The organism is Streptomyces sp. CB02923, assembly GCF_001905005.1.
Classification (GTDB): Bacteria; Actinomycetota; Actinomycetes; order Streptomycetales; family Streptomycetaceae; genus Streptomyces.
Genome location: NZ_LWKZ01000004.1, coordinates 17032 through 38366 on the forward strand (window position 1 = coordinate 17032; position 21335 = coordinate 38366).

Genomic DNA, 21335 nt, shown 5'->3' on the forward strand with positions numbered 1-21335 from the left:
CCCCCGGCCGCGGAGGAACTTCGCCGGGCTCCGGTCGCCTTAGGCTGGAGTGGTGGCTAAGACGAACAAGGCGAAGCAGGAAAAAGCCCTGAAGAAGGCAGAAAAGCAGCGCGCTCGGGAGGCGCGTGCGGCGCAGGTGGCGCAAGGGGCTCGGGCCGACGAGGTCGGCGGCCTGGACTTCGCCCGCGCCTGGGTCACCTTCCCCGACCCCGCCGACGACGAGCAGGTCTTCCGCTGCGACCTGACCTGGCTCACGTCCCGCTGGACGTGCATCTTCGGCAGCGGCTGCAAGGGCATCGAGGCGGGCCGCGCGGACGACGGCTGCTGCACCCTCGGCGCGCACTTCTCCGACGAGGAGGACGAACAGCGGGTCGCGGAGCACGTGGCGCGCCTCACACCGGATCTGTGGCAGTTCCACGACGTCGGCACGTCCACCGGCTGGACCCAGGAGGACGAGGACGGCGACCGCCAGACCCGGCGCTGGAAGGGCTCGTGCATCTTCCAGAACCGCCCCGGCTTCCCGGCCGGCGCCGGCTGCTCGCTGCACATCCTCGCGCTGCGCGAGGGCCGCGAGCCGCTGGAGACCAAGCCGGACGTCTGCTGGCAGCTGCCGGTCCGGCGCACCTACGACTGGATCGACCGCCCCGACGACACCCGCATCCTCCAGGTCACCATCGGCGAGTACGACCGCCGCGGCTGGGGCCCCGGCGGCCACGACCTGAACTGGTGGTGCACGTCGGCGACGTCCGCACACGGCGCGGGCGAGCCGGTCTACCGCTCGTACGGCCCGGAGCTCATTGAGCTGATGGGCAAGGAGGGCTACGACCGCCTCGCGGAACTCTGCGAGGAGCGCCTGGCGGTGACGCTGCCGATGGCGCCGCATCCGGCGGACCCGAAGCAGTCGGAGCCGAAGTAGGCAGACCCGAAGCAGGCGGACCCGAAGCAGGCGGACCCGAAGCAGGCGGACCCGAAGCAGGCGGACCCGAAGCAGGGGACGGGCGGGGGCGGCGCCCGTACGGGGATCACTGCGCCGGGCCGGACGGGCCGGGGGACGGTTCCCCCGGGGCCCGTCCCGGCCCCGGTCCCGTCGTCGGCTCCTGCGTCGTGGGCGTGGGGCTCGGTGAGGCGGTCGCCGGCGGCTCGCCGGTCGGCTCCCGCGAGGGCGAGGGCGTGGGCGTGGGGGCCGGTGTCGTCGGACCGGGCCGGTGGCCGGGCTCCGTCGGCCGCGGCCGCCCCGGCCAGTGGCCTCCGCTGCCCTGGCCCCACCCTTCCAGCGTCACCGTCGTCCCTCCGGGCGCCAGGGTGACCCGTGCGTTCCAGTAGCCGTCCGGCTCCCGGTCGTGGTCCACGGTCACCATGAGCGTGCTGGACTCCCCCGGCCGCAGCACACCCGCCGCGGCGCTCAGCCGCAGCCACGGCGCGCCCGCCCGCGCCGACCAGTGGACGGGTGCGCCGCCGGACGCGGTGAGGGTGACGGCCGTGACGCCGCCCCGCGGTTCGGCGGTGACGGTCAGCCGCCCGGGGCCGGTACCGGAACGGTCCGGTTCGCCGGACCGCAGCGGTGTGCCGTCCGCGCCGACGACCTGCACCGAGACGTCGGGGACGTCGGGCCAGCTGCTCGCCGTCAGGGGGTGCGGCGCGCCGGGCGTCCGCGCGCTGCCCGTGTTCTCGTACGGATGACCGTCGAACGGACCGGTGTCCGGTTCGCCGGCCGTCACGGACGGGCCCTCGGTCTCGCCGGTCAGGGGCGCGCCCCGGTAGGCGGCCCACAGGGCGAGCACCGGCGCCGCCAGGACGGTGGCGATCACGGTCGTGGTCACGGCCCGGGTCCGCCGCCGGCGTCTGCGGGCCGCCGGGTCCTTGGGCCGGACGGGGAATCCGCGCCGGTCGTAGCGAGGAGAACCGTTTGCGCCACCCGTGCGCCCCGCACGCCCGGAGCGGGCGAAGGCGCCCGCGCCCGCCACTCCCTCGGCGCGCCCCGAACGCGAGCTGCGCGCCGCCGACATGGCCGTGTGCACGGCCGTGCGCGGGGCGGTGACCAGCGGCAGCGCGCCGTGGTCGAGGGGCGCGGTGCCCGGCCACGGCCCGTGGGCGGTGGCCCGCTCGGCCGTACGGCGGCACTCCGCGCAGTCGTCCACGTGCCCGACCAGCTCCCGGCGCAGGGCGACGCCGAGCAGCATCTGCGTGTCGGCCGCGAGCTGCGCGACGTCCGGGCAGCGGCCGAACTCGACGACGGCCAGCGCGGCCCGGGTGCGCTCGACCTCGCAGGACGCGGTGGCCAGGAGGGCGCGGGTGGCGTCGGGGTCGCCGCCGAGGACGGCCGCGACCTCCTCCGGGGACAGACGGTGGCGTACGGACAGTTCCAGTGCCTCGCGCTGCTCGGGGGTCGTCCCGGCGGCTTCGGGCCAGGCCAGGCCCACCAGTTCGCGCCGCTGCCGGGCCGCTTCGGCGGTGTCGCCGGGCGGCCCGCCCGCGCCGGGGGCGGTGCCCAGGCCGGACGACGCTCCGGTACCGAAGGTCGTGGTCGGGCCCGTGGGCGAGGTCGGGTCCGTGGTCGAGCCGGTGGTGGTGGTCGAGCCGGTGGTCACGGTCGAGCCGGAAGCCGTTCCCGTACCGGTGGCCGTTCCCGAGCCGGTGGCCGTTCCCGAGCCGGGCGGAGCGCCGGTTCCGGGCGGAGCGCCGGCTCCGGGCGCCGCGCCTGCTCCGGGGCCGGTCCCGTCTTCGCGGTCCGCCCTGCCGCCCTGTATCCGGTCCGCCAGCCGCCGCAGGCAGGCCCATCGGGCCAGCGCGTACAGCCAGGACCGGTACAGGCCCGGGTCGGGCGGCCGCCGGCCGTGGTGCCGTTCGGCGACGGCGAGCACCTCGCCGAGGACGGCGGTCGCCGCGTCGTGCTCGCACAGGACGGACAGACAGTAGGTGAACAGCCCGTCGAGGTGGGGCTCGTACCGCTCGGGAAGCCGCGTGCGGGCGTGGCGCTGAACGCCGTGGTGCGCCCGGTGTGCACCGGTGGCGTGCGTGGGGTGATCGGACCTGCTGCTCATCACCCGGCGACGGTAGGCGGATGATGCAGGCACTATCGCGCCGCACGGACACTTTTAATCCATACGGGTGATGTTCTCCCTCAAAAGGGGACACGGTGGTCTGGTTTCGCGCGCGTTGCGGGCTTTCACACCCCCCTCCCGGCCCCGCCCGGCCCCTCCCGGCCCGCTGTGCCCCTCCTTCCCGTCCCTCCCGCACCGGCGTTGTCACACCCCGCCGCTACGGTGAACACCATGGCGACTCGTAAATCCTCGGCCAAGGAGCGGCCCTCGTACCGCTGCACCGAATGCGGCTGGACCACCGCGAAGTGGCTCGGCCGCTGCCCGGAGTGCCAGGCGTGGGGCACGGTCGAGGAGTTCGGCGGCGCCCCCGCCGTCCGTACGACCGCGCCGGGCCGCGTCACGACCGCCGCCGTGCCCATCGGCCAGGTGGACGGCCGGCAGGCCACCGCCCGCTCCACGGGGGTCGACGAGCTGGACCGCGTGCTGGGCGGCGGCCTGGTGCCCGGCGCCGTGGTGCTGCTGGCCGGTGAGCCCGGCGTCGGCAAGTCCACCCTGCTGCTGGACGTGGCCGCCAAGGCGGCGAGCGACACCCACCGCACGCTGTATGTGACGGGCGAGGAGTCCGCGAGCCAGGTCCGGCTGCGCGCCGACCGCATCCACGCCATCGACGACCACCTCTACCTCGCCGCCGAGACGGACCTGTCCGCCGTCCTGGGCCACCTGGACACGGTCAAGCCGTCCCTGCTGATCGTGGACTCCGTCCAGACCGTGGCCTCGCCCGAGATCGACGGCGCGCCCGGCGGCATGGCCCAGGTCCGCGAGGTCGCCGGGGCCCTGATCCGGGCGTCCAAGGAGCGCGGCATGGCCACCCTGCTGGTGGGCCATGTGACCAAGGACGGCGCCATCGCGGGCCCCCGCCTCCTGGAGCACCTCGTCGACGTCGTACTGAGCTTCGAAGGCGACCGGCACGCCCGGCTGCGCCTGGTGCGCGGCGTGAAGAACCGCTACGGCACCACCGACGAGGTCGGCTGCTTCGAGCTGCACGACGAGGGGATCACCGGCCTCGCCGACCCGTCCGGCCTCTTCCTGACCCGCCGCGACGAGCCCGTGCCCGGTACGTGCCTGACGGTCACCCTGGAGGGCCGCCGCCCGCTGGTCGCCGAGGTGCAGGCGCTGACCGTCGACACGCAGATCCCCTCCCCCCGCCGCACCACCTCCGGCCTGGAGACCTCCCGCGTCTCGATGATGCTGGCCGTCCTGGAGCAGCGCGGGCGCATCGCCGCCCTGGGCAAGCGCGACATCTACAGCGCCACGGTCGGCGGCGTGAAGCTGACCGAGCCGGCCGCCGACCTCGCCGTGGCGCTCGCGCTGGCCAGCGCCGCCAGTGACACCCCGCTGCCGAAGAATCTGGTCGCGATCGGCGAGGTGGGCCTGGCGGGCGAGGTCCGGCGGGTGACGGGCGTACAGCGGCGGCTCGCCGAGGCCGCCCGGCTCGGTTTCACCCACGCCCTGGTCCCGGCGGACCCGGGCAAGATCCCGGCGGGCATGCGGGTGCTGGAGGTGGCCGATGTCGGCGAGGCGCTGCGGGTCCTGCCCAAGCGGCCGCGCCGGGAGGCGCCGCGCGAGGAGAGCGCGGCCGGATAAGAGCGGTTCTCCGGGGCGGTGCCCGCCTCCTGAGCGCCCGTGAGCAGGCGTCCGCGTACGGGGACGTGCCCGCCTCGCGGACGGACGGCGTGACTTTGCAGACAGCCCGTAGCCTGGGCGCCGGTAGACTTTGCCCCGGTCTCGCCTGTCAAGGAAGTCATGCCGTCGGCCCGCGCAGCCCGTGAGCTGCGTGACCAAGGCATCTGCCGGGCGGCCTGCGGCACCGACAGACCTTGCGACGGAGGAGTGCAGTGGCAGCCAACGACCGGGCATCGTCGTCTGGTGGCAGGTCCGGTTGGGGGCCGCCCACCCGGAGGTCGGGCGACAGCGGCGGCACGGACGGCCTGATGCGCGCCACGCTGAGCGCGGTGGCGCCCGGCACGACGCTGCGGGACGGCCTGGAGCGCATCCTGCGCGGCAATACGGGCGGTCTGATCGTCCTCGGTTTCGACCGGACCGTCGAGTCGATGTGCACCGGCGGCTTCGTGCTGGACGTGGAGTTCTCCGCGACGCGGCTGCGCGAGCTGTGCAAGCTGGACGGCGCGCTGGTCCTGGACAAGGACATCACCAAGATCCTGCGGGCCGGTGTGCAGCTGGTCCCGGACGCCTCCATCCCCACCGAGGAGACCGGCACCCGCCACCGCACCGCCCAGCGCGTCTCGATACAGGCCGGTTTCCCGGTCGTCTCGGTCAGCCAGTCGATGCGCCTGATCGCGCTGTACGTGGACGGTGAGCGCCGCGTCCTGGAGGAGTCGGCGGCGATCCTCTCCCGCGCCAACCAGGCGCTGGCGACCCTGGAGCGCTACAAGCTCCGTCTGGACGAGGTCGCCGGCACCCTGTCGGCGCTGGAGATCGAGGACCTGGTCACGGTCCGGGACGTCACCGCGGTCGCCCAGCGGCTGGAGATGGTGCGCCGCATCGCGACCGAGATCGCCGAGTACGTGGTCGAGCTGGGCACGGACGGGCGGCTGCTCTCCCTCCAGCTGGACGAGCTGATCGCGGGCGTCGAACCGGAACGCGAGCTGGTCGTGCGCGACTACGTCCCCGAGCCGACGGCCAAGCGCTCCCGTACGGTGCAGGAGGCGCTGTCCGAGCTGGACGCGCTCAGCCACGCCGAGCTGCTGGAACTGCCCATCGTGGCCCGCGCGCTGGGCTACAGCGGTTCGCCCGAGACGCTGGATTCGGCGGTCTCGCCGCGCGGCTTCCGGCTGCTGGCGAAGGTGCCGCGGCTGCCGGGCGCCGTCATCGACCGGCTGGTCGACCACTTCGGCGGGCTGCAGAAGCTGCTCGCGGCGAGCGTGGACGACCTCCAGGCGGTGGACGGGGTCGGCGAGGCCCGCGCCCGGTCCGTGCGCGAGGGCCTGTCCCGGCTGGCGGAGTCGTCGATCCTGGAACGGTACGTGTAGGGGCTCACGGGCGGCGTACCTGCGTACCGACGTACGCAGGTACGCGGTGTGCGGTAGGCGGTACTGCCGCGGCGGCGGGGGCCGGGAGCCGGAGGCCGGAGACCAGGGGCCGGAATGCCCCGGCCGTCCGCACGCCCCCCCCGGCCGCCCGTCCCCCACGCCCGCGCATGTCACCCCCGCAGAAACGCTTCCTCCTTCTCCGGTGCCAGTCCGACCCGCGGCCGGTCCGGCCGCAGCGGCGCCTCGCCGCCCAGTTCCCGCAGCCATGCCCAGGTGTCGGCCACCGTCCGGGCGGCCGGGCGGCAGCGCAGGCCCGCCGCGTGCGCCTTGGTCGCGTCACCGCAGTGGATCGCGTCGTAGAGCTCGCCCGGCGGCAGCCAGACGGGCAGTTCCGTCCAGGGCGCCAGGCCGGCCCCGAGGATCTCCTCCGGCCCGGTCCAGCGCAGTTCGGCGCCGGAGCCGGTGACCTCCACACAGGCCTCCAGCAGCTCGCCCATCGTGGTGTGACCCGGCTCGCTGATGAGGTTGTACGGGCCGGACAGCCCCGTCTCCGCGGCGTGCAGGATCCATTCGGCCAGGTCGCGGGCGTCGATGTACTGCAGGCCCAGGTCCCGCGGGCCCGGCGCGAGCACCGGCCCGCCGCGGGCGATGCGCGTCAGCCACCAGGGCAGCCGGCCGAGGTTCTCCCACGGGCCGAGGATCAGTCCGGCGCGGGCCAGCACCGTACGGTCGTCGCCGAAGGCCGCCAGCGCGGCCAGCTCCCCGCCGCGCTTGTCCTCCGCGTACGCCACCGCGTCCGCGTCCGGGGAGCCGTCCACCAGCGGGCTGGCCTCGGTGTGCCCGGGTCCGGCCGGGTGCCGGTACACCGAGCCGGTGGAGACGTACACATACCGTCCGGCCCGGTCGGCCAGCAGCCGGGCGGCGTCGCGCACCGCGGTCGGCGCCCCGGCCCAGGTGTCCACGACGACGTCCCAGGTGCCGTCGGCGAGTGCGGCGAGGGTGGCCGCGTCGGTGCGGTCGCCGTGCACGGCGGCCGTTCCCGGCAGCGGATCGTGCCGTCCTCGGTGGAAGACCGTGACCTGCCAGCCACGGGCCAGCGCCGCGTCGGTGACCGCGCGCCCCACGAACTCCGTTCCGCCCAGCATCAGTAGCTTCATGAAGCCGACTGTGCCCGATCATGGGCGGCCGCGGAACGGCTGCACGCTCAGAGCGCAATCGCCGCCGTCCCGTACCGCGTTGCCGGGCGCTCCGCCCGGCGGCGGGTCTGCGCCCGGCGGCGGGTCTGCGCCCGACGGCGGGTCTGCGCCCGACGGCCGGTCAGTGCCCGGCGGCGGTTCAGTCCTTGGCCAGGTCGAAGGAAGCGCGCACCGCGGCCAGCCCGCCGATCTTGGCCTCGACCTGGTACGTCCCGGGCCCGACGGCCTCGGCGGCCGGCGTCGCGCACTCCGAGGTGCTGGGCCTGCGGTCCCATTCCACGGTCCGCGTGACCGAGCCGCCCGCGTTCACCTGTACGGGTGCGGTGCCGCCGCTGCCCGACGGGCAGTCGCCGGAGGACCACACCCGCTCGTCGTCGGAGGGTCCGGTGATGGTGAGGGCCGCGTATCCGCGCCCCAGGTCCACCTTGCAGGCGCTGCCGGCGGAGTTCTCTATCGTGACCTCGAACTTGGGCTTGTCGCCGGGCTCGTAGGTCTCCTTCAGGCTGCGCAGCTTCAACTTGGTGGTGTCGGGCGCGCAGTTCGCGAGGGCCGAGCCGGCCGGTACGGCGCCGCTGCCCTCGCCCATGGGCGTGCCGCCGGAGCCCGCGGCGCCGCCGCTGCCGCCCGTACCGCCGCCGCCCGTGCCACCGCCGGAGCCTCCCGAGCCGCCGCTGCCGCCGCCGCTGCCGCCCGCGCTGCCGCCGGTGGCGGCACCGCCGCTGCCCGACTCGTCGCGGCCGCCGGGTTTTTGGCTGATCCCGGAGTCCGTGGCGTTCGGGCCGGGCGTGATGGACGTCGCGGGCCCCGGCCCGCCCGGCCCCTTGCCCTCGTCGCCGGTCTTCCCGTCGTTGCCGGTCCAGTTGAAGGCCCACACCACCAACAGGACCAGCACGGCGAGGACGGCCAGCGCAACGGCCCTCCGCCGCCAGTAGATGGAGGAGGGAAGCGGCCCGATCGGATTGCGCAGAGATCCCACGCGGAAACTCTACGAGAGATCAGGTGGCACACCCGCCAGTACCCGCCGCACGAAGCTGCAACTTTTCACATCATCGTCCCGGAACGGGTCCGCTCATCGTCCCGGAGCGGGTCCTCGGCAGCATCCCCGCCCGCCACCCGCCTTCGTCAGGCGTACCCCTTGACGATGGTCGGGTGCGGCTTTCCCGTAACAGTCCGTACCGTATGCGTTCATGTACAGCACCGATCTCTATCGCGCCGTCACCGACTTCGCGCACGACACACCCGGCTGGATCCACTCGCTGGCCGCAGGCGGCACGGAAGGCGGCATCCTGCTGCTCATGGCCCTGGCCGTACTGGGCTGGTGGCGGTCCCGGAAGGGGGAGGAGCGGCTGGTCGCGCTCGCGATCCTGGTGCCGATCGCCACGGCGGCCGCCTACCTGGTGAGTGAGATCGTCAAGAGCTTCGTGAACGAGGAACGCCCCTGCCGGGCCGTGGCGGGCGCCGCCGCCTCCATAGTCCAGTGCCCGCCGCAGGGCGACTGGTCCTTCCCGAGCAACCACTCCACGATCGCGGCGGCGCTGGCCGTCGGCATCGTGTTCGCCTGGCGCGCGCTGGCCTGGCTGGTGCTGCCGATCGCGCTGCTGACCGGCTTCTCGCGGGTGTTCGTCGGTGCGCACTACCCGCACGACGTGGTGGCCGGCCTGGCGCTGGGCACCCTGACCGCCACGCTGTGCGTGACGCTGCTCGCCCGGCCGCTGACCGCGCTGGTCGTACGGCTGGGGTCGGGGCGCTGGAAGATCCTGGTGCGGGCGTAACCGCCCCCACGGAACGGGGCGCCCCACCGGAGTCCCGCCGGGGCCCCGGCGGGCGCCTCACGGCGCGTGCCACTCCTCCTTGTGCCCGAAGCCGCGGCCGTTGTCGGTCAATCGCAGCCAGTCCGGGCGGACTTCCCAAAGTGCGGTGCGTTCCAGTGCCGCGGCGAGCCGGCCGTCGGCCGCGACGAACGGGAAGCGCTCCAGGTACGTACGCCACCCGGCCGCGCGGTCCGCGCCCGCCAGCCGGTGGCAGCGGCCCCGGCCCTGCACCCCGGTCAGCGCGGTCCACTCCTGGCCGTCGCGCTGGGCCGTGAAGGCGACGCGGGCCCCGGATCCGGCGTCGGCGGCCCGCGCGAAGGCCCGGCCGTGCCGGGTCGACTCCGCGGTGACGAGGACGAGCGAGGGCGCCGGGCCGTCCGCGGTGGCGTAGAGGACGGCGCACGCCTGCGGCCCCTCGTCGTCGGCGTAGGCGAGGGTCAGCGTCGTGTGCGCGGCCAGGGCCCGGCGGATCGTCTCCGGGCAGTCGCTTGCGGTGGTCATCGCGGCTCTCCCGCCGGTCGCGCCGGTATCCACATCATGGGGACATCTTCACCCCTTCCGGCCCACGGGCCACTCACCGGGCCACTCACCGGGCTGGGCGGCCGACGGGCCTTCCGGCCGCCGCTCCGGCCGCCGCTCCCGTCGGCGTTCCGGCCACCGCTCCCGTCGGCGCTCCGGCCGTGTCACAGCCGGTGTCACGGCCGGGCGTTCCCGCGTGCGGGTGGGCGCATCGTGGCGCGCGCCCGGTGCGTTTCCCGGCGGAGCGCCGCCGTGTCAGGATCGGCAGTGCCATGACTTCCACTCCTGCCGCCACCGGCGCCGCCGCTGTCACCGCCGCCAACGAAGCCACCGAAGGGGTCCGGCTGCACGGCCCCGTCACCGACTGGTTCGACGAGCACGCCCGCGATCTGCCCTGGCGCCGCCCCGAGGCGGGTGCCTGGGGCGTGATGGTGAGCGAGTTCATGCTGCAGCAGACGCCGGTCAGCAGAGTGCTGCCCGTGTACGAGCAGTGGCTGGCGCGCTGGCCGCGGCCCGCCGACCTGGCTGCCGAGCCGCCCGGTGAAGCGGTGCGCGCCTGGGGCCGCCTCGGTTATCCGCGGCGCGCGCTGCGTCTGCACGCCGCCGCCTCCGCCATACAGGAACGTCACGGCGGCGACGTACCGCGCGAGCATGCCCAGCTCCTCGCGCTGCCCGGCGTCGGCGAGTACACGGCTGCGGCCGTGGCCTCCTTCGCGTACGGGCAGCGGCACGCCGTACTGGACACGAACGTCCGCCGGGTCTTCGCGCGCGCCGTCGCCGGCCGGCAGTACCCGCCGAACGCCACCACCGCCGCCGAACGCAAGCTGGCCCGCGCGCTGCTGCCGCAGGACGAGGAGACCGCCGCCAAGTGGGCCGCCGCCACGATGGAGCTGGGCGCGCTGGTGTGCACCGCCCGCGGTCCGGAGTGTGTGCGCTGCCCGATCTCCGCGCAGTGCGCCTGGCGGCTGGCGGGTTCGCCCGCGCACGACGGCCCGCCGCGGCGCGGCCAGACGTACGCCGGTACGGACCGCCAGGTGCGCGGCAAGCTCCTCGCCGTACTGAGGGAAGCACTCGGGCCCGTACCGCAGTCCGTGCTGGACGCTGTGTGGGACGAGCCGGTGCAGCGCGCGCGGGCGCTCGACGGTCTTGTGTCGGACGGCCTGGTGGAGCCGCTGCCGGGCGGCATGTACCGCCTGCCGCTCGGCCGGAGCACCACGTGATGACGGGCGACGTGCTGACAGGCGCCGTGCTGACCGTTCTGTGACAGCGGAGCGACAGCGCGGGCCGCGTGCGCTCCGTGACAGTGGAGCGCACGGGCCGCGTCGCTCCTGAATAGCTCTTCCGGCCACCCCTGCTGTCCCCCAGGAGGATGACCCGTTCCGTAGCCCGGTCAGCCGGAGGTATGACCCCCGGCGCGCTGTTACACAACCGACGGTCTTCCGTGCACTCTCTGTGGGGCCCACGCACATTACGCCGCAACACCCCCTCCGTAGCGTCTTCCTCGTGCTGGAGATGACCACCAGCGCGGTCAACGTGGGGAACGCAAGCGGATCGGAGGCGTCGGGATGGCGACCAGCGGCGGCAAGGTACTGGACTTCGAAGAGTACGTGCGGACGCGGCAGGATGCCCTGCTGCGCAGTGCCCGGCGCCTGGTACCCGACCCGGTCGACGCCCAGGACCTGCTCCAGACGGCCCTGGTCCGCACGTACGGGCGCTGGGACGGCATCGCCGACAAATCCCTCGCCGACGCCTACCTCCGCCGCGTCATGATCAACACGCGTACGGAGTGGTGGCGCGCCCGCAAGCTGGAGGAGGTGCCCACCGAGCAGCTCCCGGACGCCAGCGTCGACGACGGCACCGAGCAGCGCGCCGACCGGGCGCTGCTGATGGACATCCTCGGCGTGCTCGCGCCCAAGCAGCGCAGCGTCGTCGTGCTGCGACACTGGGAGCAGATGAGCACCGAGGAGACCGCGGCGGCGCTGGGCATGTCCACCGGTACGGTCAAGAGCACGCTGCACCGGGCCCTGGCCCGGCTGCGCCAGGAGCTGGAGAATCGCGACATCGACGCGCGGATGCTGGAGCGCGGCGAGCAGGAGCGGGAGCGGTGCGCGGCCTGACCGGCTGCGGAAGCGGTGGCTTAGCCAGAGGGACTGTGAGCGGGAGCGGTTTGACCAGGAACAGGCCGGCCGGAGGCGGGCCGGCCCAGAGCACGCCGGCCGGGCCCCCGCCGGCCGGCGGCGCCTTGCCCGGGACGGGGCCGACCCGGTTCGTACGGAGGGGAATCGGGCAGGTCACCGGCTGGCGGGCCGGTCTCGGGCGGTCCGCCGCCCGGCGGGCGCGGCCCGGCAGGCCGGGACCGGAGCGCCCGGCGCCGGAGCGGGGCCGCCGGGCCTCCGCGGACCGGTCGCGGTCCCGGCGGAGCTCGGCCCTCCGGACGGGCGGCGGAGCCGCCGTCGCGGGGATGGCCGCCCTCTCCCTGCTGCTGGCCGGCTGCAGTCCCGGCGGCGAGGGCGTACGGACCGAAGGCACGGCCACCAGCACCCCCGCGCCGCCCACGAACCGGTCGGCCCATGCGCCGTCCCCGTCCCCCTCGACGTCCGTCGCGTACCAGAAGGTCGACGCCGTGGAGCTGATGAAGCACGACCCGAAGGTCGGCGACGACGTCAAGAAGTCCCTCGGCAAGCCGTGCGCCGCGGAGGAGTACCCGGTCGAGGTCACCTACGCCGCGCTCACCCACGGCAAGGATCCCGACGTCCTGGTGAACGTGATGACCTGTGCGGACTCCGTGGGCATCGGCTCGTACGTCTACCGTAAGAAGGGCGGGACGTACGAGAATGTCTTCGCCGACGAGCAGCCTTCGGTGTACGCGGGTGTCAACAAGGGTGAGCTGGAGGTCTCCAAGCAGACCTACAACACCGGCGACAAGGTGTGCTGCGCGTCCGGCGAGGATGTGATGACCTACCGCTGGACGGGCAGCCGTTTCGTCGAGTACGCCCGGTACCACACCGACTACAGCAAGACCGGGGGCACGGAATCCGCGGCCCCGGACAGCACGGCACCGGAGGATTGAGAACACCGCATGGCCGATACCCATGTGCTCTTCGTCGAGGACGACGACGTCATCCGCGAGGCGACCCAGCTCGCCCTGGAGCGGGACGGCTTCGTCGTCACCGCCATGCCCGACGGACTGGCGGGCCTGGAGGCCTTCCGGGCCGACCGCCCCGACATCGCCCTGCTGGATGTGATGGTGCCGGGCCTGGACGGCGTCAGCCTGTGCCGGCGCATCCGGGACGAGTCCACCGTGCCGGTGATCATGCTGTCGGCGCGGGCCGACTCCATCGACGTGGTGCTGGGCCTGGAGGCGGGCGCCGACGACTACGTGACCAAGCCGTTCGACGGCGCCGTGCTGGTGGCCCGCATCCGCGCGGTGCTGCGCCGCTTCGGGCACGCCTCGGGGCCGGACGGTTCGGGCGCCGCCGCCCCGGAGGCGGCCGACCCCGCCGAGGCCGTACTGCGCTTCGGCGACCTGGAGGTCGACACGGAGGGCATGGAGGTGCGCAAAGGCGGTCAGCCGGTCGCGCTGACGCCCACCGAGATGCGCCTGCTGCTGGAGTTCTCGAACTCGCCCGGTACGGTCCTCTCCCGCGACCGGCTGCTGGAGCGGGTCTGGGACTACGGCTGGGGCGGGGACACCCGCGTCGTCGACGTCCACGTCCAGCGGCTGCGCGGCAAGATCGGCCAGGACCGGATCGAGACCGTCCGCGGCTTCGGTTACAAGCTGAGAGGCTGACTCCTGCGGTGGTCAGGCTCGCCCTGCGTACCGGACTGAGGTGGAAGCTCAGCGCCGCCATCGCGCTCGTCGGAGCGCTGGTCGCCATCGCGCTGAGCCTCGTCGTGCACAACGCGGCCCGCGGCTCGATGCTGGACAACAGCCGCGACGTGCAGACCGAGCGCCTCAACTTCACGCAGAAGATCTACGAATCCACGCACCAGCTGCGCTTCGGCGCGAAGCTGGACGACCCGGCGCTGCCGAAGGAACTGCGGGACGAGGTCACCAACGGAAAGCGGGCGACCTACCTGGAGGACACCGGCCAGACCACGCCCAAGGTGTGGGCCGCGGCGCCGGTCGCGGGCGGCCGGGTGCTGTCCATCCAGGGCTTCTTCCCCGACCGGTTCGCCGTCCTCGACGACCTCGACCAGGCGCTGCTGATCGGCTCGACGGCGGTCGTGGTCGGCGGCTGCGCGCTCGGTGTGCTGATCGGCGGGCGGCTGTCCCAGCGGCTGCGCAAGGCCGCGGCGGCGGCCGGCAAGCTGGCCGACGGCGACACCTCCGTACGCATCCGGGACGAGGTCGGCGGCCGCATCCGGGACGAGACGGACGACCTCGCCTGGGCGGTGGACGCGATGTCCGACGCCCTCCAGCAGCGCATCGAGGCGGAGCGCCGGGTGACCGCCGACATCGCCCACGAGCTGCGTACCCCGGTCACCGGGCTGCTCACCGCGGCCGAGCTGCTGCCCCCGGGCCGCCCCTCGGAGCTGGTACGGGACCGGGCGCAGGCGATGCGCACCCTCGTCGAGGACGTGCTGGAGGTGGCCCGGCTGGACGGCTACGCCGAGCGGGCCGAGCTACAGGACGTGCTGCTCGGCGAGTTCGTCACCCGGCGGGTGCGGGCCCTGAACTCCGACATCCGGATCGAGATCCTGCGGGACGCCGAGGTCTCCACCGATCCGCGGCGCCTGGAACGCATCCTGGGCAACCTCATCGCCAACGCGGCCCGGCACGGCAAGCCGCCGATCGAGGTGACCGTCGAGGGGCGGGTCGTGCGCGTACGCGATCACGGCACGGGCTTCCCCGAGGCCCTGCTGCGCGAGGGCCCGAGCCGTTTCCGCACCGGCAGCAGCGACCGGGCCGGGCGCGGCCACGGGCTCGGCCTGACCATCGCGGCGGGCCAGGCCCGGGTGCTGGGCGCCCGGCTGACCTTCCGCAACGCGGACGAGCTGGCGGACGGGTCGACCGGGGCCGTGTCCGTGCTGTGGCTGCCGGAGAACGCCCCGACGAACACGGGCAGCTTCCCGGTCATCCAGTTGCCGGACAGGTGAGGGGCGGCCTGCCCGCTCGTCGCCGTGCCCGTTCCCATGCCCGCCGTGCCCGTTCCCGTCCACGTCACGATGGTGGCACGCACCACTGACAACGGCCCGGAGACGGCGGCCCGACAACGCCGCGGCGGCCCCCGGCGCGAACGCCGGGGGCCGCCGACCGGATCACCGGTTACCGGATCAGAGGGCCTCCGCCATCGCCCGGCCCGCCGGGGCGCCGCCGTCGTCGACGGGCTCGGCCGGCTTGGCGGGGCCGCCGCGCAGCGGCACCTCCTTGAGGAACCAGGCCGCGGCGAAGCCGAGGACGCTGATCAGCGCGCCCCACAGGAAGACCTGGTGGGTGCCGCTGGAGACCGCGTGCATGTACGCGTCCTTGACCGCTCCCGGCAGCTTCTCCAGCGCCTTGATGTCCATCTGCGCGCCACCCGAGGTCGCCTTCGCGCCGGCCGCGCCGAGCCGCTCGGACATCGTCGCCTGCACCTGGTTGTTGAAGATCGCCCCGAAGATCGCGACGCCGAAGGAGCCGCCGATCGTACGGAAGAGGGTGGCCGACGAGGAGCCGACGCCCATGTCCTTCATCTCGACGCTGTTCTGCGCGATCAGCATCGTGGTCTGCATCAGGAAGCCCATGCCGGCGCCGAGCACCGCCATGTACAGGCCCGAGGTGAAGCGGGTGGTGCCGGTGTCCATCAGGGACAGCAGCGCGAGCCCGGCGGTGATCAGACCGCCGCCGCCCACCACGAAGAGCTTGTACTTGCCGGTCGAGGTGGTGACCCGGCCCGCGACCAGCGAGACGGCCATCATCGCGAGCAGCATCGGCAGGAGCAGCAGGCCGGAGTTGGTGGCCGAGGCGCCCTGCACGGTCTGCTGGAACAGCGGCAGGAAGGTCATCGAGCCGAACATCACGAACCCGACCCCGAAGCCGATGACCGTGACGAGGCTGAAGTTGCGGTTGCGGAAGATGTGCAGCGGCAGCACCGGCTCGCGGACCTTGGTCTCGGTGAAGACGAAGGCCAGCAGGGCGACGACGCCGGTCACGCCGAGCCCGATGATCTGGCCCGACAGCCAGTCGTACTCGGTGCCGCCCCAGGTGGTGATCAGCACCAGCGACGTGATGCCGACGGTGAGCAGTACGGCGCCCACGTAGTCGATGCGGGCCTGCGACCGCTTCTTCGGCAGGTGCAGCACCGCGGTCACCATGACCAGGGCTATCGCGCCGAGCGGCAGGTTGATGTAGAAGCTCCAGCGCCAGCCGAGGTGGTCGGTGATGGTGCCGCCGACCAGCGGTCCGCCGATCATCGCGACGGCCATGACGCCGGCCATCATGCCCTGGTACTTGCCGCGCTCCCGCGGCGGGATCAGGTCACCGATGATCGCCATGACGCCGACCATCAGACCGCCGGCGCCCAGGCCCTGTACGGCCCGGAAGCCGATGAGCTGGCCCATGTCCTGCGCCATGCCGGACAGCGCGGAACCGATCAGAAAGATCACGATGGACGTCAGGAAGACGCCCTTGCGGCCGTAGAGGTCGCCCAGTTTGCCCCAGATCGGGGTGGAGGCGGCGGTCGCGAGGGTGTACGCGGTCACCACCCAGGACAGGTGGCTCATCCCGCCCAGTTCGCCGACGATGGTGGGCATCGCCGTACCCACGATCATGTTGTCGAGCATCGCGAGCAGCATCGCGATCATCAGCGCGAACAGCACCACGCGGACGCTGGCCGGCTGCTTCCCCCCGGCGTCGGCCGGTTTCGGTATCTCCCCCGTCGGGGTCGCTTTCTTCTGCGACATCCCCATCTTCGCTTCTCCCACTTACTTGCCGCCCGGCTAGTTCAGTACGGTGAAGAAGGTAATCGCCAACTAGCCGGGCGTCAAGTAAGTTAATGAGTGGCCCCCACGGCTCCGGCCGGGACGATCGACGCAGGAGAACAGCAGCATGGGCACACCGCACGCGCGCAGGGGCAACACCCGCCAGCGCATCCAGGACATCGCCCTGGAGCTGTTCGCCGAGCAGGGGTACGAGAAGACCTCACTGCGCGAGATCGCCGAACGGCTCGACGTCACGAAGGCGGCGCTCTACTACCACTTCAAGACCAAGGAAGACATCGTCATCAGCCTGTTCCAGGACCTGGCGCAGCCGATCGACGAGCTGACCGAATGGGCCGACCGGCAGCCGCGCACCGTGGAGACCAAGCAGGAGATCCTGCGCCGCTACAGCGAGGCGCTGCGCACCGCCGAACCCCTCTTCCGCTTCATGCAGGAGAACCAGGCGACGGTACGGGACCTGAGCATCGGGGAGACCTTCAAGCAGCGCATGCACCGCCTCACCGGGCTGCTCAGGGAGCCGGAGGCGGAGCTGACGGACCAGGTCCGCTGCATCACCGCGATCTTCTCGATGCACGCGGGCCTGTTCGCCATGCAGAACGTCGAAGGCGATCCCGAGGACAAGCGCAAGGCCATCCTGGAGGTCGCCACCGAACTGGTCACCGCGGCCCATCCGCCGAGCCGCGGCTGAGGGGCACCCGACACGTCAGGGCGCCCCTGGGTCTGCCTGACGGCAGGGATCACACGCTCACACGCCGTCGCCGCGCGCCTTCAGGAAGGCGGTCGGCTCGACGCCGGAGCCGTAGTCCGGGCCGGTACGGACCTCGAAGTGCAGGTGCGGGCCGGTCGAGTTACCGGTGCTGCCGGACTTGGCGATCTCCTGGCCGGTCTGCACGGTCTGGCCCGGCTTGACCTCGGTGCTGGTCAGGTGCGCGTACTGGGTGTACGTACCGCTGTCGTGCTTGATCACGACCGCGTTGCCGTACGCGGGACCGTCGCCGCCGCCGTTCGGGCCGGCCTTGACCACGGTGCCCCCGTGCACGGCGTGCACGGCGGTGCCGCTGGGCACCACGAAGTCCTGGCCACTGTGATTGTGCGACCAGTGCTGGCCCGCCAGCCCGAAGGTCATGCCCAGCTTGTAGTCGTCCACCGGCTTGACCCAGGAGCGGGCCTTCTCCTCGGCGGCCTTCTTGGCCTTCTCGGCCTCCTGCTTCTCCGTCTCGGCGGCCTTCTTCTGCGCGTCGGCCTGCGCGGTCACCGAGGAGCGGATGTCGGACGTCAGCCCGTCCAGCGTGATCGACTGCGCGTCGCTGCCCGCCGCCACGGCCACCCCGGCGCCCGCGGCTGCGGAGACGCCCAGGCCCGCCGCAAGCACGGAGGCGCGGGTACGGAGAGTGGACTTCTTCGTCAGGCGGTGCAGGGGGTGGTGCTTCGTCATGCGGGAACTACCTCCGGGGAAAAAGACGGGGTCCCGGCCGTCGACCGGGATCGCTCCACCTTGGTAACCCGAATCCGACATGCTGCCAATAGCCGCTTCTACTACCCCATCCCGTAGCAAAAGCCAGAGAAATAAACCCGCGCGGCTACCCTCGCCCCCCGGCCTCAAACCCCGCGTCCGCCGCCGTCTCCGGGCCGCCGCACGGCCCCGCCGTCCACCCTCTGACCTGCGGATTCCGTTCGCCGGACGAAGCCGCCCCGGAACCCCGGTCCCCCCGGGCCGCACCGCGGCCGTCACCGCGCCCGCACCGGCCCGCAGCACCTCGCGAAACAGCCGCTATTCCGCGTAGTAGGCCCCGACGGGCTTGTGCGGCATGTCACCGCGCCCCCGCTTTTCCCCGCTTTCCGGCGGGCCCTTCGCCTGTCCGTATCGGGACCAACGGCCCCGTACACAGGGATACGGCGCGCGCCCGGCCCGGTGCGCCGCCCCCCCGGCCCGAGCCGACCCCTGCGGCGGCCGGCTCCCCTAGGCTTGGCATCCACAGCGCCCGGCCCGGCCGGCGCTGCTCAGGTGATGGGGGATCACCACATGGACCCGATGATCATCATGGCCCGGCTGCTGCCGAAAGTCGTCGCGCCGCTCGTCAGGAAACTCCTCGTGCGCCCGGGTCCCGGCGCCAAACTGGTGGACCGGCCGTTACGGATCTGCGGCCTGGTCTCCTTCCGGGGCGAGAAGCGCACCCTCGAAGAGCGCGACGTACGGCGGATCGCCGCCAAGCTGGTCGACCGGGCCGTGACGCCGCTGCCCGGTGCCACCGGCGAGGAGCTGGAGCGGCCCGTGCGCCCCGACGAGGACCGGGCCGTGGCGCAGGCCCTCGCCCGTACCCTCTGGGCGCTCGGCGACATCGACATGGAGCTCGTGCAGGACGTCCGGCTGGAGGCGGACGAACTCGCCCGCCGGCTCCGCCGCGCCGCCCCGGACGCCACCCGCGAACTGACCGATGACGGCACCCGGCTGCACGGCATCCTGCTGGACACCGCGTCGCTGCACATCCTGGAGTTCTTCACCCGGCTGACCGGCTTCGACGCCCGCACCCTCGCCGAGAACCGGCGCACCCTCGGCAGACTGGACGCCACCCTCGGCACGCTGGCCGCCCGGCTGCCGTCCCGCACCGCCGAGGACGCCGACTTCGAGACGCGGTACGCCCACGACACCGCCGTCCTCCACAACCACCTGACCATCTTCGGCATCGACCTCGCCCACTCCCCGGACAGCTGGCCGCTGGACGCCGCCTACCTGGGCCTGCGCTGCGAGGCCGAACCGGCGGCCGCGGACCGCGGCGGCACCCCGGAGCCACCCGTCCCCGCCGAGCTCGCCCTGTCCGGCCGGTGCCGGATCCTCGTACGGGGCGTGGCGGGCTCCGGCAAGACCACCCTGCTCCAGTGGCTGGCCGTCGCCACCGCCCGCGGCGAGCTGCCCGCCGCGCTGCGCCGGGCCCTGTACGGCCGCGTCCCCTTCCTCCTGCCGGTGCGCCGCTTCGCCCGGCACGGGCTGCCCTCCCCCGGCAATTTCCTCACCGCGGTCGGCTATCCGGGCGCCGAGGCCCAGCCGCCCGGCTGGGCCGACCGCGTCCTGCGGGCCGGCCGGGCACTGCTGCTGATCGACGGTGTGGACGAGGCCCCCGAGGACCAGCGCGAGAAGCTGCGCCGCAAACTCCGCGACTGGACCGCCCTGTACCCGGGCAACGTCTGGATCGTCACCTCCCGCCCCTCCGCCGTCCGCGCCGACTGGCTGACGGCCGACGGCTTCGCCGAACTGTCGCTGGCCCCGATGAGCCACGAGGACATCGCCGCGTTCATCCAGCGCTGGCACCACGCCGCCGCCCAGCAGGAGCCGGAGGACCTGGACCGCCTCGGCCACTACGAGCGGACCCTCCTGAACGCCGTACGCATCACCCGCGACCTGGGACGGCTCGCCACCAACCCGCTGATGTGCGGGATGCTCTGCGCGCTGCACCGCGACCGCCGGGGCTATCTGCCCGACGGCCGCAAGGAGTTGTACGAGGCCGCCCTGTCGATGCTGCTGGAGCGGCGGGACCGGGAGCGGGCCATGGGCACCACGGACGGCATCGACCTGCCGCGCCAGCCCAAGATCCAGCTGCTGCAGAAGCTGGCCCACTGGATGCTGGTCAACGGGCGCTCGGAGATGGACCGCGAGATCGCCGTCGACACGCTCGCGCAGCACCTCCCGGCCATCCCCGACGCCGCACGCCAGGGCGGCCCCGAGGAGATCTACCGCCACCTGCTCAACCGGACCGGGCTGCTGCGCGAACCGGCCCCGGACACGGTCGACTTCGTGCACCGCACCTTCCAGGACTTCCTGGCCGCCCGTGCCACCGTCCAGCGCCACGACTTCGGGCTGCTGCTGAACCACGCCCACCTCTCCGAATGGGAGGACGTGATCCGGATGGCCGTGGCGCTGGCCCGCCCCGACGAGTGCGCGGCGCTGCTGAACGGCCTGCTGGCCCCGCGGCCCGGCATCCGGGCCGCGGAGGCCCGGCACCGCAAGCTGCTCGCCGCGGCCTGCGTGGAGCACGCCGCCGAACTCGACCCGGAGGTACGCCACCGGGTGCGGCGCTTCACGCGTGACATGGTCCGCCCCAGCACCGTGGCCGGGGCCCGCGCGCTGGGCTGGATCGGCCCGATCGTCCTGGAGATGCTGCCGGAGCCGGCCGGGGTCTCGGACGGCGAGGCGCACCTGCTCGCCGTCACGGCCACGTCCATCACCGACGACATGGCGATCGACTACCTGACCGGGCTGCGCGAGCGGACGTACCACGAGGTGCGGGCCCAGCTGGCGGGCGCCTGGCAGCGGTACGACACCGCCCGCTACGCCCGGGAGATCATCGCCCACCTGGACCCGGAGGGCCTGTTCTTCCCCGTGACGGACGTGGACGAGCTGCACACCCTGGGCCGGCTCGGCGGCCGGCCGTCCCTCCAGATCGCCGGGATGTTCACCAAGCGTGAGCTGATCGGCGGCATCGTCCCGCAGGATGTCCTGATCCGGCTCCATCTGGCGTGCCACCTCGGCATCTCGATGGAGTGGCTGACCGCCTACCCCCGGCTGGAGGAGCTGTGGATCAGCCGCCGGCTGCCGCCCGTCACCGGCGTACCGGACGGGATCCGTGTCATTGAGCTCTGATATAGCGGCCCCAAGGGCTGCGGACCTGCCTTAGTGGGTCCGGTCCTGGCGTGCCGCCTTGGAGTTCCCGGGTGGCCGGAATATTCCCCTCCGCATTTGCGCCGGGTACCGCCGGTGCAATCCGGATTGGCGTTTTCCTATTACGTACGCGCGCTTACGTC

Annotated in this window: 17 protein-coding genes; 11 read left to right on the forward strand and 6 right to left on the reverse strand. The window is 73.3% G+C overall.

The features are described from left to right. The first annotated feature begins 52 nt into the window (after positions 1-52). Positions 53-916: a hypothetical protein gene (locus A6A06_RS08530; protein WP_073760683.1), complete on the forward strand. Its 864-nt coding sequence runs from the start codon at positions 53-55 to the stop codon at positions 914-916. A 106-nt stretch (positions 917-1022) separates the two neighbouring features. Here the strand turns inward: A6A06_RS08530 and A6A06_RS08535 are convergent, their stop codons facing one another. Continuing rightward, positions 1023-3041 carry a BACON domain-containing protein gene (locus tag A6A06_RS08535; RefSeq protein ID WP_073760588.1) on the reverse strand — a complete coding sequence of 673 codons (2019 nt, stop codon included), beginning with the start codon at positions 3039-3041 and terminating at the stop codon, positions 1023-1025. 231 nt (positions 3042-3272) lie between these two features. Here A6A06_RS08535 and radA point away from each other — a divergent pair, with 231 nt between their 5' ends. Together radA and disA are read left to right on the forward strand one after the other, a co-directional pair. Beyond that, positions 3273-4685, forward strand: a complete 1413-nt coding sequence (gene radA / locus A6A06_RS08540) for a DNA repair protein RadA (protein ID WP_073760589.1) — start codon at positions 3273-3275, stop codon at positions 4683-4685. 251 nt (positions 4686-4936) lie between these two features. After that, positions 4937-6091 carry a DNA integrity scanning diadenylate cyclase DisA gene (disA, locus tag A6A06_RS08545; protein WP_073760590.1) on the forward strand — a complete coding sequence of 385 codons (1155 nt, stop codon included), beginning with the start codon at positions 4937-4939 and terminating at the stop codon, positions 6089-6091. Between the two features lie 170 nt (positions 6092-6261). On the opposite strand, the gene A6A06_RS08550 is transcribed toward disA, so the two are convergent. After that, positions 6262-7248 carry an NAD-dependent epimerase/dehydratase family protein gene (locus tag A6A06_RS08550; RefSeq protein WP_073760591.1) on the reverse strand — a complete coding sequence of 329 codons (987 nt, stop codon included), beginning with the start codon at positions 7246-7248 and terminating at the stop codon, positions 6262-6264. A gap of 178 nt (positions 7249-7426) precedes the next feature. Continuing rightward, a complete protein-coding gene (locus A6A06_RS08555; protein ID WP_073760592.1) occupies positions 7427-8263 on the reverse strand; it encodes a hypothetical protein in 837 nt (278 codons plus the stop codon). A 211-nt stretch (positions 8264-8474) separates the two neighbouring features. Between A6A06_RS08555 and A6A06_RS08560 the strand changes: the two genes are divergently transcribed. Next, entirely contained in the window at positions 8475-9059 is a 585-nt protein-coding gene (locus tag A6A06_RS08560; RefSeq protein ID WP_073760593.1) for a phosphatase PAP2 family protein, read from the forward strand. Between the two features lie 57 nt (positions 9060-9116). Here the strand turns inward: A6A06_RS08560 and A6A06_RS08565 are convergent, their stop codons facing one another. Then, positions 9117-9599 carry a pyridoxamine 5'-phosphate oxidase gene (locus A6A06_RS08565; RefSeq protein ID WP_073760594.1) on the reverse strand — a complete coding sequence of 161 codons (483 nt, stop codon included), beginning with the start codon at positions 9597-9599 and terminating at the stop codon, positions 9117-9119. Positions 9600-9889: 290 nt separating this feature from the next. Between A6A06_RS08565 and A6A06_RS08570 the strand changes: the two genes are divergently transcribed. The 5 genes from A6A06_RS08570 to cseC all read left to right on the forward strand — a co-directional run bounded on the left by A6A06_RS08570 (position 9890) and on the right by cseC (position 14717). Then, a complete protein-coding gene (locus A6A06_RS08570) occupies positions 9890-10837 on the forward strand; it encodes an A/G-specific adenine glycosylase (protein WP_073760595.1) in 948 nt (315 codons plus the stop codon). Positions 10838-11182: 345 nt separating this feature from the next. Continuing rightward, the gene (locus A6A06_RS08575; RefSeq protein WP_073760596.1) at positions 11183-11734 is read left to right on the forward strand and encodes a SigE family RNA polymerase sigma factor; all 552 of its coding nucleotides are present in this window, start codon (positions 11183-11185) and stop codon (positions 11732-11734) included. Positions 11735-12078: 344 nt separating this feature from the next. Beyond that, positions 12079-12687, forward strand: a complete 609-nt coding sequence (locus A6A06_RS08580; protein ID WP_073760597.1) for a hypothetical protein — start codon at positions 12079-12081, stop codon at positions 12685-12687. 9 nt (positions 12688-12696) lie between these two features. Next, on the forward strand, positions 12697-13407 hold the full coding sequence (gene cseB / locus A6A06_RS08585) for a two-component system response regulator CseB (protein ID WP_073760598.1): 711 nt from the start codon (positions 12697-12699) through the stop codon (positions 13405-13407). A gap of 8 nt (positions 13408-13415) precedes the next feature. Then, positions 13416-14717, forward strand: a complete 1302-nt coding sequence (gene cseC / locus A6A06_RS08590; RefSeq protein ID WP_073760599.1) for a two-component system sensor histidine kinase CseC — start codon at positions 13416-13418, stop codon at positions 14715-14717. Between the two features lie 177 nt (positions 14718-14894). Here cseC and A6A06_RS08595 read toward each other — a convergent pair whose 3' ends face one another. Continuing rightward, entirely contained in the window at positions 14895-16508 is a 1614-nt protein-coding gene (locus tag A6A06_RS08595) for an MDR family MFS transporter (RefSeq protein ID WP_073760600.1), read from the reverse strand. 139 nt (positions 16509-16647) lie between these two features. On the opposite strand from A6A06_RS08595, the gene A6A06_RS08600 reads away from it, so the two are divergent. Then, positions 16648-17226: a TetR/AcrR family transcriptional regulator gene (locus A6A06_RS08600; protein ID WP_073760601.1), complete on the forward strand. Its 579-nt coding sequence runs from the start codon at positions 16648-16650 to the stop codon at positions 17224-17226. Between the two features lie 57 nt (positions 17227-17283). Here A6A06_RS08600 and A6A06_RS08605 read toward each other — a convergent pair whose 3' ends face one another. Beyond that, the gene (locus A6A06_RS08605) at positions 17284-17973 is read right to left on the reverse strand and encodes a M23 family metallopeptidase (RefSeq protein WP_073760602.1); all 690 of its coding nucleotides are present in this window, start codon (positions 17971-17973) and stop codon (positions 17284-17286) included. 588 nt (positions 17974-18561) lie between these two features. Here A6A06_RS08605 and A6A06_RS08610 point away from each other — a divergent pair. Further along, positions 18562-21174, forward strand: coding sequence for an NACHT domain-containing protein (locus tag A6A06_RS08610; protein WP_073760603.1), 2613 nt, complete (start codon positions 18562-18564; stop codon positions 21172-21174). Positions 21175-21335 lie beyond the last annotated feature (161 nt).

What these genes read in the sequence shown, in the direction of transcription:
- A6A06_RS08535 (WP_073760588.1), bottom strand. Translation starts at nt 3,041, where the DNA reads ATGAGCAGCAGGTCCGATCACCCCACGCACGCCACCGGTGCACACCGG.
- radA (WP_073760589.1), top strand. Translation starts at nt 3,273, where the DNA reads ATGGCGACTCGTAAATCCTCGGCCAAGGAGCGGCCCTCGTACCGCTGC.
- A6A06_RS08550 (WP_073760591.1), bottom strand. Translation starts at nt 7,248, where the DNA reads ATGAAGCTACTGATGCTGGGCGGAACGGAGTTCGTGGGGCGCGCGGTC.
- A6A06_RS08560 (WP_073760593.1), top strand. Translation starts at nt 8,475, where the DNA reads ATGTACAGCACCGATCTCTATCGCGCCGTCACCGACTTCGCGCACGAC.
- A6A06_RS08565 (WP_073760594.1), bottom strand. Translation starts at nt 9,599, where the DNA reads ATGACCACCGCAAGCGACTGCCCGGAGACGATCCGCCGGGCCCTGGCC.
- A6A06_RS08570 (WP_073760595.1), top strand. Translation starts at nt 9,890, where the DNA reads ATGACTTCCACTCCTGCCGCCACCGGCGCCGCCGCTGTCACCGCCGCC.
- A6A06_RS08575 (WP_073760596.1), top strand. Translation starts at nt 11,183, where the DNA reads ATGGCGACCAGCGGCGGCAAGGTACTGGACTTCGAAGAGTACGTGCGG.
- A6A06_RS08580 (WP_073760597.1), top strand. Translation starts at nt 12,079, where the DNA reads ATGGCCGCCCTCTCCCTGCTGCTGGCCGGCTGCAGTCCCGGCGGCGAG.
- cseB (WP_073760598.1), top strand. Translation starts at nt 12,697, where the DNA reads ATGGCCGATACCCATGTGCTCTTCGTCGAGGACGACGACGTCATCCGC.
- A6A06_RS08595 (WP_073760600.1), bottom strand. Translation starts at nt 16,508, where the DNA reads ATGGGGATGTCGCAGAAGAAAGCGACCCCGACGGGGGAGATACCGAAA.
- A6A06_RS08600 (WP_073760601.1), top strand. Translation starts at nt 16,648, where the DNA reads ATGGGCACACCGCACGCGCGCAGGGGCAACACCCGCCAGCGCATCCAG.
- A6A06_RS08605 (WP_073760602.1), bottom strand. Translation starts at nt 17,973, where the DNA reads ATGACGAAGCACCACCCCCTGCACCGCCTGACGAAGAAGTCCACTCTC.
- A6A06_RS08610 (WP_073760603.1), top strand. Translation starts at nt 18,562, where the DNA reads ATGGACCCGATGATCATCATGGCCCGGCTGCTGCCGAAAGTCGTCGCG.